The sequence below is a fragment of the Methanolobus sp. genome (genome assembly GCF_016278365.1).
In the GTDB taxonomy this organism is placed as follows: Archaea; Halobacteriota; Methanosarcinia; order Methanosarcinales; family Methanosarcinaceae; genus Methanolobus.
On sequence record NZ_JADQBZ010000014.1, the window covers coordinates 1 to 18,686 of the forward strand.

An 18,686-nucleotide genomic window follows, 5' to 3' on the forward strand; every position below is an offset into this window, starting at 1 on the left:
TCTTGCAGGAAACGACCGCGTCGGAAAGCAGTTTGAAAGTTTCTTCTTTACTCATCTCATACACCTCGTGTGTTTTGTAATTTTGTATTTTAATACTCCATTTGAACAATGGATTAGCATTTAATACAAGCCAATAGCAATATTTATATGTGCCGTCCATCCATGCTATATAAGCATTTCTTACGAAGAGGCGCCATATCTACTATAAATATTTATCCCACATACTTGCTTAAATGTTTGATCCGCATAAATGGAGCAATAAATTGTAAACGATAGACATTCGCCAAGCGGCATATTCACCGCCCGGCAAATGCGACTATACCTATCTACTCAGTTTCTAATTGTATCCCATCAGAACTGGGAAACAAAGGTTCTTGCCTGCCATAGTGCAACTATGGCAATGACCAGGATGACTACCATCCACAACACATCTGCAGCTGGCAGAGGTGAATTCAGCCAGTAGGCATTGTAAGCTTCCATTGCCGCTTCTGTTTGTACCATTTCAACTCCTCCTTCATACATACATCAGGCAGGCATTTTCAGCCCGGGCTTTTCCGAAATCAGTGATCACATACTTGTGCAGAAGGAAGCCTTTTTTGTAGATCCCCTCTTCATCGACCATGACTTCTACATCCCTGAGCAGTGAACATGAAGCCAGTTCTATCAGATCAAAGTTTATAGAGTCCCGCTGGTAATCTCCCTTGAGATTATACTCTTTCTGTATCTGTCTGACAACTTCATAGTTCCATGCTCCTCCACTCTTATTGCAGAGCTCAAGTATCCTGAATTTAATTGGACGATTGCCTGCCATTTACTCACCTCTCAATGATTCCAGTTGACTTGTGTCCTCAGAGAACATGATTGAGCTTCCTATAAGACACAGAGCGCCTCCGACAAGGATCGTCCAGTCAGGGATATCCCCGAAGAAGAGGGCAATGAACACCACGGCGAAAAGACCGTAGAGGTTACCGATACCCTGACCTCTGCCCACGCCAATTAGCGGGAATGACTTGTACCAGGTCACATAACAGAAACCAAAGGTTATTCCTGCAAATACCAGCACTAGCATGGTAAGTGGCTCAAATACCATCAGAGCATACTTGAACATCGGGAAGCCGAGGATAGCAAGAATTGGCACTGCGATTACCCACCATATTATGTTCTCACCAAGGAACCTAAGGGTAAGACCTACATCCGGTTCTGCGATATCAAGTCCCTTACCTGCGATTGCACCTTCAATGCCCCAGCCAACGGCTGCCATGAGACCGCCGATATAACCTATCCATACAACGTTGCCTGCACCAATCTCAGTTAACAGACCGCCACCAAAGATCGTGATACCACCAAAGATGATGAAAACGATACCAGCAAAAGCACGCTTTGAGATTTTTTCACCATACCACTTGGAAGCTAGGATAGAACCTACAACGGGATACATAAGTGCTGCAACGGCTGCAAAAGCGCCTCCGACAAACCCCATTGCTATAAAAGAACCCAATATAGCCATAGGGCCACCGAAAATCGAAGCCAGGAAGAACCATTTAGAACATGGATTAAATTCTTTGAGTGTTCTCTTCATCTCTCCGAACTTACCCAAAACGCCGTTCCACACCATAAGAGCCAAAATAACGGTCAGTGCATTAAATGCCGTTATTAACACCGCAGTTATGATCAGAGACATACCATCGCCATTAGTTGCGGCTATCTCAGCATACATCTCATCAAAAGGATTAAGCACCCAGACGACAGTGCCTGGTATGTACCAAAGACCCCAGAGGATTGCACAGAAAAGTGCCCACATAAAGCCCTTTCTAACCCTTCGCTGGTGTTCTTGCTTTTTTAATAATTGCAAATCCATACTACTACCTCCAACTATTCACTTACCATTTTTTCTAACTGTAAACAGCAGACTTCATAAAATACGGGAACGTACCCGCCAAAGAGGATACAAAAGATGAACCAACAATGATATTACTGCAATACCACTCATCAGTGATTGGATGCGGCTTTACTGCCATAATGATGAAATTAGCCGGATATTCTGCAAACTCAAGCATGATAGAGACCTATCTCTAATATGGATCATCTTTTTTAATCATCTTTTTTGAGGTGCAGATAAAGATTAAAGGGAAAGACCCAAAGCACCTTTATAAAAAGGCAGATTAGTCGCCATACTCAACAATAATAGCAGAAGATGTAGCCAAAGGCCACATCCTCGCTACCTGATCTGTTGTGATCAGAATATTGCGTTGAGTTTGTTCACGACGTCTGTTGCATTTTCTCCGTAGAGATCAGCACCGATTTTCGTTGCCCAGTCCTGGGTAACAGGTGCGCCACCAACCATTGTTTTCAAAGAGCTGCGGATACCTGCTTCCTTAAGCTGCTCTTCTATCTGTATCTGGTTGACCATGGTTGTTGTCATGAGTGCAGATGAAGCAACTACCTGAGCTCCGACCTGCTTTGCCTTCTCAACATAGGTCTTTATCGGGACATCCCTGCCAAGGTCAAATATCTGGTAGCCTTCGATCTTGAGCATAGTTGCGACGATATCCTTTCCAATGGAATGGATATCACCCTCGATCGTACCGATTACGATCTTACCTTTGCTCTTGGTTTCTCCTCCCAGTGCTTCAAGAGCAGGAGTAAGTACCGCCACTCCGGCATTCATTGCTTCGGATGCTGCAATGACGTGAGGGAGGTAGAGTGTGCCTGCCTCGAACTGTTCACCAATCTCGTTCATTGCTGCAGTGAAACCTTCCTGAATAAGATCTGCAGGACTGATCCCGGCAGTCAGGGACTCCTCAGCTGCCTCTGCAGCAGCTTCATCATCGAAATCTAAAATTGCTGCTTTTGCTTTTGCGATAATCTGTTCTTTTGTTGCCATAATGTAACCTCCTTATGCGCCCTGCCTGAATGCTTTGTCAGCCTTGTCCACGATTGCCTGCATGTCCTTGAGAAGGTCAGCATCTATTGGTGCAACGACGTGATTCTTCATGATGTCAACGACTTTTTCATGAGCAACAGTTGCAATGTCCTTTGCGCCGGCCATTTCCCAGTCACCGTACATCAGTCTGTCAATGAGTTTAGGGCTGGATGGCAGGTCAATGTTTTTCCTTGTGGTCTTGTGTGCAAGGAAGTTCTTTCCGATACCGACCTGGTCTATCGCTTCAACTGACAGGGTCTCTTCATCTACAGGAATTCCTTCCATTGCTTTCTTTGCCATTGATATCATATCATTGTCAAAGACGAGCTGTTCGAGTGAGAATGTCATACCGAGTTCAAGCATACCTGCACCGTACAGGGTGTTAGCACCTGCAAAAGCGGGGAGAAGTGTGGTCATTGTCTTCTCATGGCCAGCCTGGCCATCAGGTATCTTGGCATCAGCCTACGAACCAGCAACGAATGTTGGCAGGCCGTAGTACTGACCGAGCTTTGCAACAGCTGCACTGATAAGTCCAAGTTCAGGTGAACCTACTGGTGCTGTGCCTTTCTTAAGATCGAATGTTGTAGTGGAGCTACCATACCATACTGGTGCACCTGGCTTGACCAGCTGTGCCAGTACAATACCGGAAAGTACCTCTGCGTTGTGTGTAACAAGTGTACCTGCAAGGTGAACTGGTGATGAACCGCCAGCCATTGCCATACTGAGTACGTTTACAGGTGTTCCGAACCTTGCACCCTTTATGATAACCTGACATGCATTGTCACCGAGCTCAAGAGGGCTTGTAGGACAGAGCAATGTTGAGAATATAGGCTTCTTGCGTGCTTCCTCATCATCTCCACCGAAGTATGCGGTAGCGATTTCCTGATAGTATCCCACATTCTCCCCTACAGGGTCGATGTGGTGGAAGTGCTTTGTTGTGTTCATCAATGGTGTCAGTGTCTCGTGGACATCCTGTGCACCCTTACCTGCCCAGTCCCTTGCGGAAACGGCGAGTGAATAATAATTGATGTTCTCTGCCCAGTCACATATCTTTGCTGTGTCTGCAACGTCTTTTTCTGTTGAGTCCACAGTCTTGAACTTGCCGGGGGCCTCAAAATTGCACATCTTGACACCGGTACCGAAGCAGGTCCAGTGTACCTTCCCTTTGTGTTCCTGTTTGACATTGTTCTTCTTGTCACGTCCCCAGAGGACGAACTTTGAAGGACAGTCGAGTAAAGCCCTGTTAACTACGAATTCAGGGATCTTTACTACCATTGTCTTTTCATCGACCAGACAGCCACCTTCTTTAAAGACAGCCCTGGCTTCAGGATCTGAAACCTGGATACCAGTGTTTATGAAAACGTCCATTGTTGCGTAGTGAAGAGCCCTGAGATCATCCTCAGAGAAAAGCTCCAGACTTACGCCTTCCAATGGCCTTCTACCTGGGAAAAGTTGTCTTACCATTTCTTAACCTCCAATTTATACAAATATTAGTCTGCCCGAATATTATTATAATGTTCGGGGAGAGGATTCAGCATGCTTTCCAGCATTGTTCTCCTAAAAAGGAGGTATTCTTTTTTACTATTTAATGTTTGTGGCAATAATGAGTATATATATTTTGTGCCAATGCCATATTGAGAAGTAGTATTTAAAAGAGACGGTCTTCAAAAAAGAGATACTTCTCAACACGTCAACAGCATGCTAATATTATAGAAAATTAAACTTACATAGCACATAATGATATTAATGGAGTCAAATTGTATAAATATGTTTCGCTTTTGATGGAAACATTCAACTATATATAAGCATATTGCCCACCAAACAAAATTAACTAGAAAACAGTACCGGTTGAAACATACTTAGTTTTTATTTCTGCTTTGTTTAGTTCTTATAGAACGATCAGGTTTGTGAGCAGCCAGACAGGTAAAATGTAACTACCTCATTTAATACTACGGAATTCACTAAAAAATATGAATTAAATGCTGTCCTGAATGCGAATAAAAGAGCAAAAGTAAAAGTAACGTTAACAGTGTTAAAAGGATTGCGAAACTTATATATATTATTTCGCGCATGTGTTTTTCTGTTTAAAAAAGAAGCACCATAGATAAAGAGGGATCATGAATAGTAAATACAGCCTTGGTATCGATGCAGGTGGAACATATACAGATGCAGTCCTGCTAAGAGATTCGGATGAAGCCATCATTGGAACAAGTAAAGCTCTGACAAGCTACCCCGACCCGCTGGAAGGTATCAAGAAAGCAATTGATGGCCTGGAAAAAACACACCTTAAAAGCGTTAGGACAGTTTCTGTTTCCACTACGCTTTCTACAAACAGCATACTTGAAGGAACAGGGTTCCCGGTAGCCCTGGTACTCATAGGAAACTATGATATCATAGGAGAACTGCCTACAAAATACTATATACAGGTAGCTGGCGGACATGACTTTAACGGAATAGAAACTGAATCAGTCAATATTGATTCCGTCAAAGACTTTGCACTGGCAGTAAAAGATAAAGTATCAGCATTTGCTGTGTCGTCTTTTTTCAGTGTGAGAAACCATGAACATGAACTTGCGGTCAAAGAAATGATCGTACAGCTTACAGGACTTCCTGTGATATGCGGTTATGAGCTTTCCCAGGATCTTGGCGCTTTTGAAAGAGCTGTAACCGCCTTCCTGAATGCCCAGTTGATACCGGTGACAGAAAGATTCATGCACACCATGGAAGATGAGATCAGATCCAGAGGGATGGATGCAAAGGTCTTCATGCTTAAATGTGATGGTTCGGTCATCGGAATTCAGAGTGCTCTCAAAAAGCCCATCGAATCAATCTTTTCAGGGCCTGCAGGGAGCCTTGTAGGCGCTTCTTTCTTAGCAAACAGAGATACTTGTGCGGTCATCGACGTGGGTGGCACCAGCACAGATATTTCTGTGATTTATGATGGCGTTCCAGAAATGAGTGATTCCGGAGCTGTTGTCGGGGGATGGAAGACCAGGGTCAAGGCAATAAAAATGGAAACTTCTGCAATGGGGGGTGACAGCCATATTTGGGTCAAAGGAGAGAACATACATTTTGAACCAAGAAGAGCTATACCATTATGCCGTGCTGCCAAACTATATCCTGGTTTTCTGGAGCAGCTCAGGACAAGCCCTATGCCTTCAAAGATCCGTCTGGGCATAAACTACCAGCCAACAAAGTTCTATCTGCGCACAGGTTACGAAGCCATTGAGATAAGTAAGGAAGAGGAAGAAACTCTTGGAGCTATCAAAAAGGAGCCTACGTCCACAGCAGAGATATTTGACAGGATAAAAAGATATCCTTCAAGCGGGTCACTTGACAGTCTCATGAAAAAAAGGCTCATCCAGGCCATTGGCTTCACTCCCACCGACGCACTCCATGTGCTGGGTGAATATACGGAATGGAATATAGAAGCCTCGATGACCGGTGCAGACCTTCTTGGATCACTGGCTGGTATGGAGCGCCACGAGTTTGCATGCCATATAAAAAGAGAGTTCACAAAAAATATGGCAGCAAATATAGTATCTTTTTTCCTGGAAGGGATTCCAAAGCAAGAGATAAGGAAAATATTCGACATACACTCACCGGCAAAGTTCAAAGTAGAGGTTCCCATAGTACTGATAGGAGGGCCGGTTGCTGCTTTTGCTCAAGATCTGAGGGATATTCTTGATGCTGAGATAATACTGCCTTCTAATTACGACGTTGGCAATGCCACAGGTGCGCTGGCAGCAAAGGGGATAAGAAGAGCAGAGATACTTATCAGGCCGGCTTCAATGGCTGCTCCGGAGTGGGAATTCCTGGTATTCTCGGAAAAAGGGAGAAATAGTTTCTATAATTACCAGGAAGCACTCGATTATGCTGTCAACCTGGGAGAAATCATGATAATCGAATATATGAAAGATGCAGGACTGGATTCAAGCCATATCCGGATAGACATCAAAAAAGATGAGATCATACCTAATGGCTGGAAAACGCCCATGGAAACAAAACTCGTGGTCATGGGTATCGGAACCCTGAACGCCAACTAAGAAGAAGGAGAAGGCATCAGGTTACCTGATGCCTATTGGTTTTCCGCTCTGGACATTATGGCTTTCCCTACCAGGATCCTTTATTATGGAGGCCGTACCAATCAAAACGTCCTGACCACCCCAATCACCTATAGTGAACTTGGTCTTAGCAGGAACAAGCGTCCCCTCCTTACTAACAAGCGGAACCTCACAGAAGGAGGATTTATCTTCCATGATCTCATCCAGGTTGGATAGCACATCATCTTCCCATCCCTGCGGATATAGCAGCAGGAAGTCTTTCATATAAAGATCCCTGTCCTCATAATTCAGTTGCTTATGCAAGGTCTTGTTAGTGTGTAACACCTTGCCTTCAAGGTCCATTACAAATACCAGTTCATCAAGTGCATCCAACAGCGAACGAAGATGGTTCTTGCTTTTCTGGACACCGGAATCCTTCCTCATGTTAGAGATAATGACACCTACCTGATTGGAGATCGTCTCTATAAGATTCCTGGAATTAGCAGGGATCTCCAGATTCTTATGGGATCCAAGTGCCATGGCAGCAACCAGCTCATCATTGAATTTCACAGGTATGAAACCCATTGCCTGAAGACCTTCATAACCAAGATCCTCTCCAGGTATCATGGCATTGATCTCCGAGAAGTACTTGTAGACAGGATAGCCTGTCATGAAGAGACGTGCAAGTATCGTATTTGAGGAAAAGTGGGAAAGGCTTTCCACAAAGCGCTCCGAGAGGCCGCGTGCAGCAGCAAGATTGAACTCACCAGTCCTTTCATCTACCAGGTATACTATACCACTATCTATTGCCTTTGTTTCCAGGGTGAAATCCAACACTCTTTCAAATGCCTCATGCAAGCTATCCGTAGCACCAAGAACATTATCAAGGTCACATTCAAGACGCATAAAATTATTTGCCTGCTTGCGCTCGGTAACATCAACGACAATACCCTGCAGATAATCAACTACAGCGTTTTTGTTATAATGTATCAGTGTCCTCTCGTCCACCCATCTTACCTGACCTGATTTTGTCAGTACGCGGTATTCCTGGCTAAAATCCGAAAAACCTGCCTTGAAAGCTCTGTCCACTTCCTGGCGGACCCTCTCAAGATCAGAAGGATGGATAATGTCACCGTAAAGGACCTTCCCTGATGTGAAATCCTCCACTTTGTAACCAAACTGGGAGATATTATCCGATACGAACTCCACAGGCCAGTCCTTCTCAGGCCGCCAGAGGAAAACAACCGCAGGACTGGAGCTCATAACCGATTCGAGCACCCTGCGCATCCTGAGTGCTTCTATGAGTATGTCGTTAGTATGCTTATACTGTATCAGCTTCCACATGCCTTCCATTAGAAGCGTTAGCTGTCGGACATCCGATTCATTGTAATCCGAATCCTTGTTGGCAACACTCACCAGAGCGACTATCTGCTCGCTTTCAAATATCGGTATAGTAACATGGCGGGAAAGGACTTCGCCAGACCCGGAGTATATCTCCTCTTCAAGGTCTGATGCATAGCTCCTGTTCACAATCACAGGTTTACGTGCGCGAATTGCTTCACCCCAGAAGCCATTGGAGCGCAGGGGATGAATGAATGGCTCCTCACTCACAGAAGCTATATTTCTGTTATCATACGGCCAGCGATAAGTCTCCAGGACATTCTCATCTTCATTAAGAAATTCCAGGTAACCGACCTTGCTGCCTGTGAGCTCGACTGCTTTCTGTATAGTGAACTCTGCGATATCGGGCATAGGCGCATCCTGCATCTGGTAAAGTTGAAGAAGCGCTTCAAGACGGGTCTCATTGAGGCGGATCAAATCCTCTGCATACCTGCGCTCTTCCATATCTTCGATAATCCCAATGCCTCCCATGAGAGATCCGTCATCTGACATTATAGGCGTGAAACTGGCCTTTGAGAATACCTGTTTACCGCTTATTACGGAAAGATGGCTACCCTCATAATAGCCCTGGTTTCCCAAAAAGACCATTTCAACAGCCTCTTTAAGACGGTCATCCGATAATTTAGAAAGGACATTGAAGCCTATTATCTTGCTCACAGGTGCTTTCAGGACTCTGGCACAACTATCATTGCAGTGCGTTATGACACCGTTTTCGTCAAAATAGAGTATTCCTACCGGGGATTTCTCAAATATTGTCTGATATTTTTTTCCGGTCTCGACCAGAGCCTTCTCTGTCTTTTCAAGCTCTGTATTATCAATGATTATTCCCTGGAAATGGGTAATATTCCCTTCATTATCTCGATTTATAAAAGATCTCTCTGTTACCCAGCGTACACCACCATTTTTGGCCAGTATCCTGTAATTAAGAGCAAAGAACGAGGTATTCTTCTTTTTAGAGTGCTTATTGACTTCCAGATGAACCCTGTCAACATCATCCGGATGCACAATATTCCCGTAGAGCACTCTGCCTGAAAGGAAATCTTCAGGAGTATAGCCTAACTGGGAAACATTCCCTGAAACGGATTCTACAGGCCATTCACCCTCTGCTTTCCATAAAAACGAAATAACAGGGCTACTATTATAGACAGCTTCCAGTTTCTTTTCAATATCTGAAGTGTTTGACATCATTTTCCCGCAAACCTGTTCTCTCTTGACAGCACAGAGGTCGTTAGTAATTCTCAGGTTAAACCTTTATAGTCTTTAAGATTATTGCTATTGACGCACTGAACATGTAATATATATACTTTGCGCAATCGCAAATAATATTGAGGAAACTATAGAGGAAAAACTGATTAAAGATTATATCCAACGGGATAAACATGGAAAGTCATATAGGGAAGAATATATTGCTACAAAATATAACTTCATTTCAAAATAACACAGATGCATGAAAAAGGAGAGTGTTATCATTATGTCTACGACATAATGACTTGCTTGTCTAAAATGGCGGAAACCCCGGGAATTTAACCCGGCTAAACGGATTTAGAGTCCATTTGATCAACATGATCTGATTTCCTTGCTGATGCAATCTAAATAAAAAAAGGAATCACTATTACTTATATTTTCCGATACACCCTTTAAAAAAGGTGAAGAAATTAAATCAGATATATTCTTTCAGGCTTTAGGAACCCCGACTCCAAGGAAGACCAGCCTTGTCTCAATTGGCGATCCTCCGCCATCTTCCATTGCAAGGTCCTCACTCTTAACGCTTATATCAATGTCATCATACTCTAGACCTGAATCCACCATATAATCAAGTATGAGCCGGTTCCCGAGCTTTGTAGCATATTCAACAGCCTCCTGATGAGTCGCAAACTGTTTTCTTCCTTCCGGAGAGAATACAAGGATAGACCTCTGGGACTTCTCGTAGAATGATTTGACCAGTATCTCAATCCTTTTTATTCCCTTGCCAACAAGTGCTCCCACTGCATTACCAACCTCGGCATGATCAGGAACTATTATCTGTGCATCAATGAGTTGGGCAAGCTCTTCTACATAAGCCCGCACAGGCCCTCCGAGCAGAATCACCGGCACATTGACTTTGAACTGTGAATAATAATCACCCCGGAGAATCTTCTCGATAGCCTGCCTTTCGACACCTTCGAACATGTATCCCATGAGGCTTAAGGCCATGTTTATAGCTACTTCTCTCTTGACATTCCGACAAAGCTCATATTCATCCATGGGTGTCAGCCTCGCAAGGATCTTAGCTCCCGTTATGGAAGCTTCAGTGTCCCACTCCGTATATTCACCCAGCACATGGAGTGCATCGGTGGGAGTGAAGCCAATGGCCTGGATGAGCCTTTTCTGTATGAGGGAATCTATATGATCAGGAGAGATCAGCTTTCCCAGCTTCCAGAAGATATCGTTGATAGAAACAGGCTCTTCGCCTATTATCGCAAGTATCTCTCTTTCATACTCTCCCAGGCCGTTGCCTTCCTTTCCGGTCCTGACAAAGAACTTCGTAGGCTGGATATTCTCTGCCAGCTGAAATCTGGAAGGGGTACGCCCGGAGTTCAATAATTCCTTAAAACCAGGGTATTTCACGGCAGCAAGACACAGAGGTACTACCCGCCGTGGTCCGATGTTGACAGTCCTGTTCCTGATCCACACATGACTATCCCCACCCATTGCAGAGGTCTCCATACGTATAGCTTTTACCTTTGTATGCCATCCGCCGACCACTGCACCAGTATCAACAAGTTGCGGGAAACCACCATGTGTCATTGACACGTCAGTGCTGGTCCCACCTACGTCAATTACAGCGCACGTGTCACTCCTGGACAGGAAAGATGCACCCATAAGGCTTGCAGCAGGCCCTGAAAAAACGGACTCGATGGGTTTTTCCAGTGCCTCCTCGATACCGATGACAGAACCATCACACTTGAGCATCATCAGTCTGGCATCGATTCCTCTTTTTCTGATATCAGAAATGATGGCATCTATGAAATGGCGTGCAACTGGCAGCAATTGTGCATTAAGATATGCTGTCACTCCTCTATCATAAGCTCCCAGATCCTGGGAAAGCTCATGACCGCACACCACAGGCAAGCCGGCTATTTCATTGATAAGCTCCTTGGCCCTCAGTTCATGATCAGGATTCCTTATGCTGAAATAGGAGGAAACTGCAAATGCTGATACCCTGTCCCTGACTTTTAACACATACTCTTTGATAGCTTCAGTATCAAGCCGCTCGTCCTCGGTACCATTAAGGTTATGACCACCTTTTATCACTGCAAGCTCCTGAATGGGCGTACTGCCCGGTAGTGTGTGCTTGCCGATAAGGATTAGTGCCACAGGATAACCTGTTTTCTCAAGTATCGTATTGGTAGCAAGAGTGGTGGAAACAGAAACAAGCCTTACATCCCGGAGATATTGTTCATCTAGGCCATCAATAGCATTCTCGATCCCTTTCAACAGATCAGGATAAGTTGTCAGAGCCTTATTGGTGTCAATAACTTCCCTGTCAGAGTTTCTAATGATCACTGCATCTGTATAAGTTCCACCGGCATCGATTCCAAGACTATAGTGCATCTTTTGTCACCCTTACCTACAACAATTTAGACATGCTTGTATTCACTATTGTAGCACGCCTCACGAAAGATCAAAAGATAGTTATTCATGAATGATAATATGCAGGGACCCAACTCCTTTGTGGTTTACAAAGGAGTGTGGAGCGGACCTCTGCAGAGATATGCATAGCCTAGATGGATATAGACCAAGCCATTGTAAAAGCTACTAATATCCCATTTTAAACAATGCATAGCAAGTATATATATTTTTCTACCCCTTAAATATACATCATTAGATAAATGCGACAGATTAATAAATATATCAGCATTACAGATAGCGTTTATTTTTTGAACTTATATCAAAGTTTACAATAGACTACTACCAATAACTATAAATAGGAGATAATCTCTTTTTGAGAGCGATAACTAAATATACAAGGGAATTTCCTTTTTGGAAAGAAGAAATGCCAACATGGCTGAAACGAGTAACTTATTATTATAACGACGTTGTAATATTACAAGACGGTTACAATTTTACCACACGTGTATTTTAAAGACAATAATCTATTAGAGAAGTATAACTTCATCGTGCCTTAGCAAATGAGTATCTTAATGATTACACGGGCCACTAGAATGGAATGGAAAAACTTATCCTTAAAAGTCAAACTCATCCTGTATATTGTTGTTGGCACCTTACTTGTACTTGTAGCCAGCACTGTGATGACCATATCCACTGTTACCTCCCAGGAAGAAGATCTCGCATACAAACAGGCGACAGAGATGGCCCGGAACTACGCCAACAACTTCAACGGAGATATGGAAAAGAACAAGGCAATTGCAGAAACAATAGCTGTCAGTGTAGGTAGCTATGATTCAATCAGCAGGGAGGAAACAAATAATATGCTTTACAACCTACTGGTGCATCATCCCCATCTTCTTGGCACTTATATAGCTTATGAACCGGATGCATTTGACGGGCAGGACCATCTATTTGTGAACTCTCCCGGACATGATGCTACAGGCAGGTTCATCCCCTACTGGAACAAGATCAACGGACCTATCCGCCTTGATCCCCTTCTGGATTATGAGACCCTGGATTATTATCAGCTACCAAAGAAAACAGAAAGTGACGTATTAACTGAGCCTTACTATTACGAGGGAGTATTCATTGTTAGTTACGTATCTCCTATCATCAAGAACGATGAATTCGTGGGCATTGGCGGTGTGGACGTATCCCTCAACTATCTGGATGATACTATCAGTGATGTAAAAGCGTTTGACAGCGGTTATGCTTTCATGACCGGCAATACTGGCATACTCGTATCACATCCTTTTAACAAGGACTGGATAGGAGAAAAAACACTCTACGATTTTGACATACCTGAGATATCAAGTGCAGCAGATGACATCCGGGAAGGAAAAAGTGGTCACGTGAAAACAATTGACCCAAATACCGGAGAAACGGTCATTATGTTCTATGAGCCTATAAGGACAGGTAATTTCTCATTCATACTTGTCGTTCCTGAGGATGAGATATTTGCAGGTGTGACAACTCTTAGTAACAAACTGCTGGAAATATCCCTTATATCCCTGATATTCATGGCCGGAGTATCATACCTTATAGCACTATCTTTTACCGAGCCAATAAAGAACATTGTTCGTGATTTTAAGAATATATCAGAGGATGCTGTGAGAGGAAAACTGGACTCAAGAGCTAAAACTGATGTCCAGAAGGATTTCAGGGAGATACCCATGGGACTGAATGAGATCCTTGACTCTGTAATAGCGCCTGTGCGTGATACCATCAGGTTGACCAATGCCCTGGCTAAAGGAGAATTGAGTGAACGCTCCAATCTGAATGTCAAAGGAGAGTTCAAGCAACTTGCAAATACTCTCGATGACCTTGCCGAATCACTTGATACGATTATCGAGGACTCCAGCGAAGTGCTTTCAGCAGTACAGAATAATGATTTCTCCCGCCAGGTAAGAGTGTATGGGGAAGGGAATTTCAGGATACTGACAGAAGGTATCGAGAAGACAAGGAAGACCCTCTCGGAGATGATACAGGAACGTGAAAAACTTGAAGAGATACGTAAAAAGGAGATACATCATAGGATAAAGAACAACCTTCAGGTCATTTCAAGTCTGCTTGACCTTGAGGCAGATAAGTTCACTGATGAAAGTGTCATTGAAGCCTTTAAAGAAAGCCAGAACCGCGTCATCTCCATGGCGTTGGTCCATGAAGAACTGTACAGATCACAGGATATGGAAAGTATAGATTTTTCTGATTACCTCATAAAGCTTGTAAATGAATTGTCATATTCATATATAATAGAAAAGGAAAGTCTTCATATCAAGACTGACGTTGAAACTGTATTTCTGGACATGGACACTGCCATTCCTCTGGGAATGATCGTGAACGAACTTATTTCAAATTCATTTAAACATGCTTTTTCACCCCGGCAAAAAGGTGAGATCCATGTTAATCTCAGTCTTGATAAGGAGAAGCTGACATTGGTAGTAGGAGACAACGGCATCGGATTCCCTGAAAACATTAATTTCAGGGAAACTGACTCACTTGGATTACAACTTGTCACGACCCTCATATCGCAGATAGGGGGCATTATTGAACTTGAAAGAGATAAAGGCACACGCTTTAGAATAACATTGAACTGATCAAATAAACTGGTAGCTCTTAAAGGTGAAATTGTGGAAGACATAAAAATACTGGTTGTAGAAGATGAGAGCATCATTGCTCTTAACATAAAAAAGAAGCTTAAAAGCTTTGGATATACTGTCCCTGCGATAGTTTCAACAGCAGAAGAGGCTATCAAGATGACCGAGATAACTTTCCCGGACCTCATCCTGATGGATGTAATGCTGAAAGGAGACATGGATGGAGTACAAGCTATTGAGGAGATCCGCAAGAAGTTCGATATTCCTGTAATCTATCTTACAGCGTATTCAGATGATGAAGTACTGGAAAGAGCAAAACTCACCCAGCCTTACGGATACATCGTAAAGCCGTTCAAAGCTAATGATCTGCGGACAAATATCGAAATAGCACTTTACAAGCACAGGATGGAAAAGAACGCACGCAAGAAAGACAATTCGAATGGAAACTGTGACAACAATGCATGAACAGACGTATATTTTGTGTGCTTATATCCGGATAATGTAAAAACAGGATCATATGGTGGTGAAATGAAAGATTCTTTAGTAGATATAATACTTAATTCCGAAAAAAGAAAGAATGTTCTTTTGCTTCTGATAGAAGGTGAAAAGAGCCGTGACGAGATTAAACGTAGCCTGAACGTAACTTCTACGGCGCTCATCCCCCAGATAAAAAAACTCAAGGAACACGGACTTGTTATCCAGAAAAATGACCATTATGTGCTGACAGATATGGGAAAAGTGCTTGTGGAGAACGTTCTGCCTTTTCTTAAAGCCGTAGATGTCTTTGAGGAGAATAGTACCTACTGGCTTAATCGTGACCTGAGCGGCATATCCGCACCACTTCTGAAGAGGTTTGGAGAGCTTGGGAACTATCTTATTATTGAGCCTGACCGCAACTATCTTTTCGAATTCCCTAAAGAATTCACGGAAAACATTGGTAAATCCAGATATGTCATGGCTTTCAATGCATACTTCCACCCGGAATATCCCAGACTTTATTCAAAGCTTGCCAGCGAAGGGATCAAAGTATCTCTTGTCCTGACAGATTCCGTATGTGAGAGAATGAAAAAGGATTATATGGAGGATGTACAAAAATTCACAAGTTTCCCTGATGCTGAACTTTCCGTTCTGAAAGAAGCTGCCGGACTGGCAACGCTTGTAACTACGGACCGTTTCCTGTTCCTTTGCTTATTTGACAATCACGGACAGTACGACCACAAGATGATAATGAGTTTTGACAGCGGTGCTCTACAGTGGAGCAGGGAGTTGTTCGACCATTTTAAAGGCATCTCTAAAAGTGTACAGTTTCCTGTAATCAAAAAATGAATGATCTTTTTTATCAACGTAAAAAATACAGTGAGCATAATCTTTCTTAATGCTCACTGATCAAAGTCCGGCCTTAGACAGTTTGCGACTGCGGATCTTTGCGGACATCATTCTCATGCTGGGAATAATACCACAGAGGTACGTAGAGGGCCAGCACGATGAAGCCTACCCAGGTGGATGTCCAGCCAATCTCAAGGCTGTTCAGGTAAACAACACCGATAAGGCACAAAGGCAGGTTGAAAAGACCAAACAAGAGGGCTACATTCTTCCAGCCGGTAGGTGCCTTGAAGGGCCTGTCCAGAGCAGCCAGTCTTGGATCATTCTTTGCCTTAACATATGCAAAAAGGCTTATCCCGTTAGCGCAGACGTATCCTATTGCAGATGCTGCAAGAATTGCCGTTGGGGTACCAAGGGATATTAGAGCCAAGTTAAAGATACCTATTACTATCATGGCGAATACAGGCGTCCCATTCTTGTTGATCTTACCAAACACCTTCGGAAGATTACCTTCTGTTGCCAGAGAGTGCATTGCCCTTGCAGAACCAAGGTAGGCAGTCTGAATGATCAGGACCATCGCTGCAATAAGCATGATTATTGATATGTATGCACCTATCGGTCCCATGGCAGCCTGGGCAAGGGGCAACATTGGAGAAATGGGCTGGTCAAGCAATCCGCTGATTCCCAGCGTTCCTGTTACTGATGTCTGCACAAGGACGTATGTGAAGAAACATACTATACCGCAGCTGAACAATGCCTTTGGGACATCGGAACCGGGTTTCTTATACTCAGGACCGTAAATGGCCGCTGTTTCCCATGCACATGCACTCCATTGCGCCATTGCAAAGATACCTAGCAGTATCAGAATATGGTGGAAATCCCATGCCCAGTCTGGGGGAAGCCATGAGCCTGTGATATTGGACAGCACAAAATCGCCGCTTATGAATGGTGAAAGTGTGATTATGGCCAGAGGTGCAAGTGACAGGAAGGCCAGCACATAACCCATGGTAGCCCCGCTTGAGAGTCCTCTGGAATTGATAAGGATAAGTGCTCCGAATATAACGATACCGGCAGCCAGGGAAAGGCTGTATTCAGAATAGTCTGCCAGCGCCGGAATAAGGCCATGCAGGTAACTGCCTACAAGTATTGCGAATATGGCCAGTACCGGATTCCACGCAAACCAGTAGCTCCATGCACTGAAACCTCCTATAAGCTTTCCTTTGTCATACTTATCCTTCCCTTTACCTTTGAATACGTTCTGGGCAAATCCGGGAAGTCCGGATGCATTTGGGAATGTCGTAGCCAGCTCACCATAGGCAAGGTTCTGCATAAAACCCTGGAATACCGAAAGACCCCATACTATAATAGCGAACGACCACAAATAACTTGCAAAATAACCTATAGATGGTAAGATAAGCAGGGGCACACCTATAGCGATTGCAAGGCCCTGTTTCCAGTCTATTGTCCTTTCCAGTTTACTGGGCTCACATACCACTTTGGCACATTGCGGTGCTCCACCCCAGTCAATTCCTGATTCTTTTGAATCCATTTATTATCAGCTCCTGTGTTGATTTGGAGATTTGAGAGGAATTCCTGCAAATACTGATGATTGGTGCAAATACTGATAATTGGAGGTTATTTTGTATTGTTTCGCAGTATTTGCAGGAAACTTGCCGTTACCAAAACTTTGACATTTCAGTTTCATGTAACAGCTACTCAGGCCATATCATCTGATTTTTTGCCTGAATTTCTCACAGCAGTTAATCTTGATATCCAACAGTTTCTCGATATTCATCTTTGCTGCAATTCCCTTTGGAGCCCCTGCAACAGATGTTATGACACCGATACCCAGTTCTTCCCTAAGTTCCCTCATAACGTATTCATCGCTGAGGTCAAGTGTGGAAACACCGAGTTTCTTTGCAACATAGTTCTTTGCGTCACCGACGCGCATGCTCTTTGACATTTCCATCCTTGCAACAAGGTCTCCTGCAGCTCTGATACCGCTCATACCGGAGGTCATTATGTGAGTGATCGGCATACCCATCGGGTCGCCGACCCCCATCTATATACCATCTACGTTAGCAATCTCGACCATCGCCTTGCTTGCTCTTGATACAGCGTCTATTGTCGGAGTTTCCAGCATAGGGATACCGCCCACACCCATTCCCATGTTAACGTGACAGGGAATTGGAGAAGCCTTGACAGCTGCCTTGATGAAGGTAACAGCCCTTCCAAGGTTCCATGCAAAGCTCTTGCTGGTATTGGTGTTGACAACCGGACCGAATATGTTGGCACCTGCCTTTGCGACAAGAGGAGCCTGCTGGTGTGGCCAGAGTCCTGCAAGCACTGTGCCGTCATAAGTCATCTCACCGTGCAGACCAAGTACAAGCTCACCAGCCATACCAAGTTCGATATACATTTCTGGGTACTGTTTCCTCAGATTTTCCACAGCATGCAGGGTTGCATACATATCACCGTCACCTGCAGCACCTGTAGTATCAAAATTCACGCCGTCTGAACCGGAAGCCATCATCCGCTGCATGATCCAGACCATATCCCTGGTCAGGTGCTTTGCTGCGTGCTCCATGGATTCCCGTGCTTCCTGTATCTTGAAAGCTTTCATCAGGTCTCCCGGGTTCTCGAAAGGACCATCAGGGGTGTAGTAAAGACCCATGTTTGGCATGGCACCGTAAAGCAGAGGAATTATCATGTTCTGCTGGCAGACTTCCATTGTCTGCATTTCCTGTG

The 18,686-nt window shown here is 44.0% G+C and carries 11 protein-coding genes and 2 pseudogenes; 4 read left to right on the forward strand and 9 right to left on the reverse strand.

From position 1 onward, the window contains the following. Window positions 1-351: 351 nt before the first annotated feature. The 5 genes and pseudogenes from QZZ22_RS13330 to mttB form a co-directional block, all read right to left on the reverse strand. The gene (locus tag QZZ22_RS13330; RefSeq protein ID WP_292465774.1) at window positions 352-501 is read right to left on the reverse strand and encodes a hypothetical protein; all 150 of its coding nucleotides are present in this window, start codon (window positions 499-501) and stop codon (window positions 352-354) included. Between the two features lie 13 nt (window positions 502-514). Then, window positions 515-811 (reverse strand): hypothetical protein, encoded by a 297-nt coding sequence (locus QZZ22_RS13335; RefSeq protein WP_292465776.1) that lies wholly within the window; start codon window positions 809-811, stop codon window positions 515-517. Next, window positions 812-1,858: a DMT family transporter gene (locus QZZ22_RS13340; protein ID WP_292465778.1), complete on the reverse strand. Its 1,047-nt coding sequence runs from the start codon at window positions 1,856-1,858 to the stop codon at window positions 812-814. 378 nt (window positions 1,859-2,236) lie between these two features. Then, a complete protein-coding gene (locus tag QZZ22_RS13345) occupies window positions 2,237-2,884 on the reverse strand; it encodes a methyltransferase cognate corrinoid protein (protein WP_292465780.1) in 648 nt (215 codons plus the stop codon). Between the two features lie 12 nt (window positions 2,885-2,896). Continuing rightward, window positions 2,897-4,387: pseudogene (mttB, locus tag QZZ22_RS13350) on the reverse strand ([trimethylamine--corrinoid protein] Co-methyltransferase). Between the two features lie 653 nt (window positions 4,388-5,040). Between mttB and QZZ22_RS13355 the strand changes: the two are divergent. Beyond that, window positions 5,041-6,969 carry a hydantoinase/oxoprolinase family protein gene (locus QZZ22_RS13355; RefSeq protein ID WP_292465782.1) on the forward strand — a complete coding sequence of 643 codons (1,929 nt, stop codon included), beginning with the start codon at window positions 5,041-5,043 and terminating at the stop codon, window positions 6,967-6,969. Window positions 6,970-6,990: 21 nt separating this feature from the next. Here QZZ22_RS13355 and QZZ22_RS13360 read toward each other — a convergent pair whose 3' ends face one another. Both QZZ22_RS13360 and QZZ22_RS13365 read right to left on the reverse strand, forming a co-directional pair. Continuing rightward, entirely contained in the window at window positions 6,991-9,552 is a 2,562-nt protein-coding gene (locus tag QZZ22_RS13360; protein WP_292465785.1) for a PAS domain-containing protein, read from the reverse strand. Between the two features lie 489 nt (window positions 9,553-10,041). Further along, complete coding sequence (locus tag QZZ22_RS13365; protein WP_292465787.1) at window positions 10,042-11,961, reverse strand: hydantoinase/oxoprolinase family protein; 1,920 nt, start codon at window positions 11,959-11,961, stop codon at window positions 10,042-10,044. Window positions 11,962-12,572: 611 nt separating this feature from the next. Between QZZ22_RS13365 and QZZ22_RS13370 the strand changes: the two genes are divergently transcribed. The 3 genes from QZZ22_RS13370 (at window position 12,573) to QZZ22_RS13380 (ending at window position 15,941) form a co-directional block, all read left to right on the forward strand. Next, window positions 12,573-14,615, forward strand: coding sequence for a histidine kinase dimerization/phosphoacceptor domain -containing protein (locus tag QZZ22_RS13370; protein WP_292465789.1), 2,043 nt, complete (start codon window positions 12,573-12,575; stop codon window positions 14,613-14,615). A gap of 33 nt (window positions 14,616-14,648) precedes the next feature. Continuing rightward, window positions 14,649-15,080, forward strand: coding sequence for a response regulator (locus QZZ22_RS13375; protein WP_292465791.1), 432 nt, complete (start codon window positions 14,649-14,651; stop codon window positions 15,078-15,080). A gap of 63 nt (window positions 15,081-15,143) precedes the next feature. Then, window positions 15,144-15,941, forward strand: a complete 798-nt coding sequence (locus QZZ22_RS13380; RefSeq protein WP_292465793.1) for a winged helix-turn-helix domain-containing protein — start codon at window positions 15,144-15,146, stop codon at window positions 15,939-15,941. A gap of 73 nt (window positions 15,942-16,014) precedes the next feature. Here QZZ22_RS13380 and QZZ22_RS13385 read toward each other — a convergent pair whose 3' ends face one another. Together QZZ22_RS13385 and mtbB are read right to left on the reverse strand one after the other, a co-directional pair. Continuing rightward, window positions 16,015-17,487: an APC family permease gene (locus QZZ22_RS13385; RefSeq protein ID WP_292465795.1), complete on the reverse strand. Its 1,473-nt coding sequence runs from the start codon at window positions 17,485-17,487 to the stop codon at window positions 16,015-16,017. 177 nt (window positions 17,488-17,664) lie between these two features. Beyond that, a pseudogene (gene mtbB / locus QZZ22_RS13390) lies at window positions 17,665-18,678 on the reverse strand ([dimethylamine--corrinoid protein] Co-methyltransferase). Window positions 18,679-18,686: the final 8 nt, after the last annotated feature.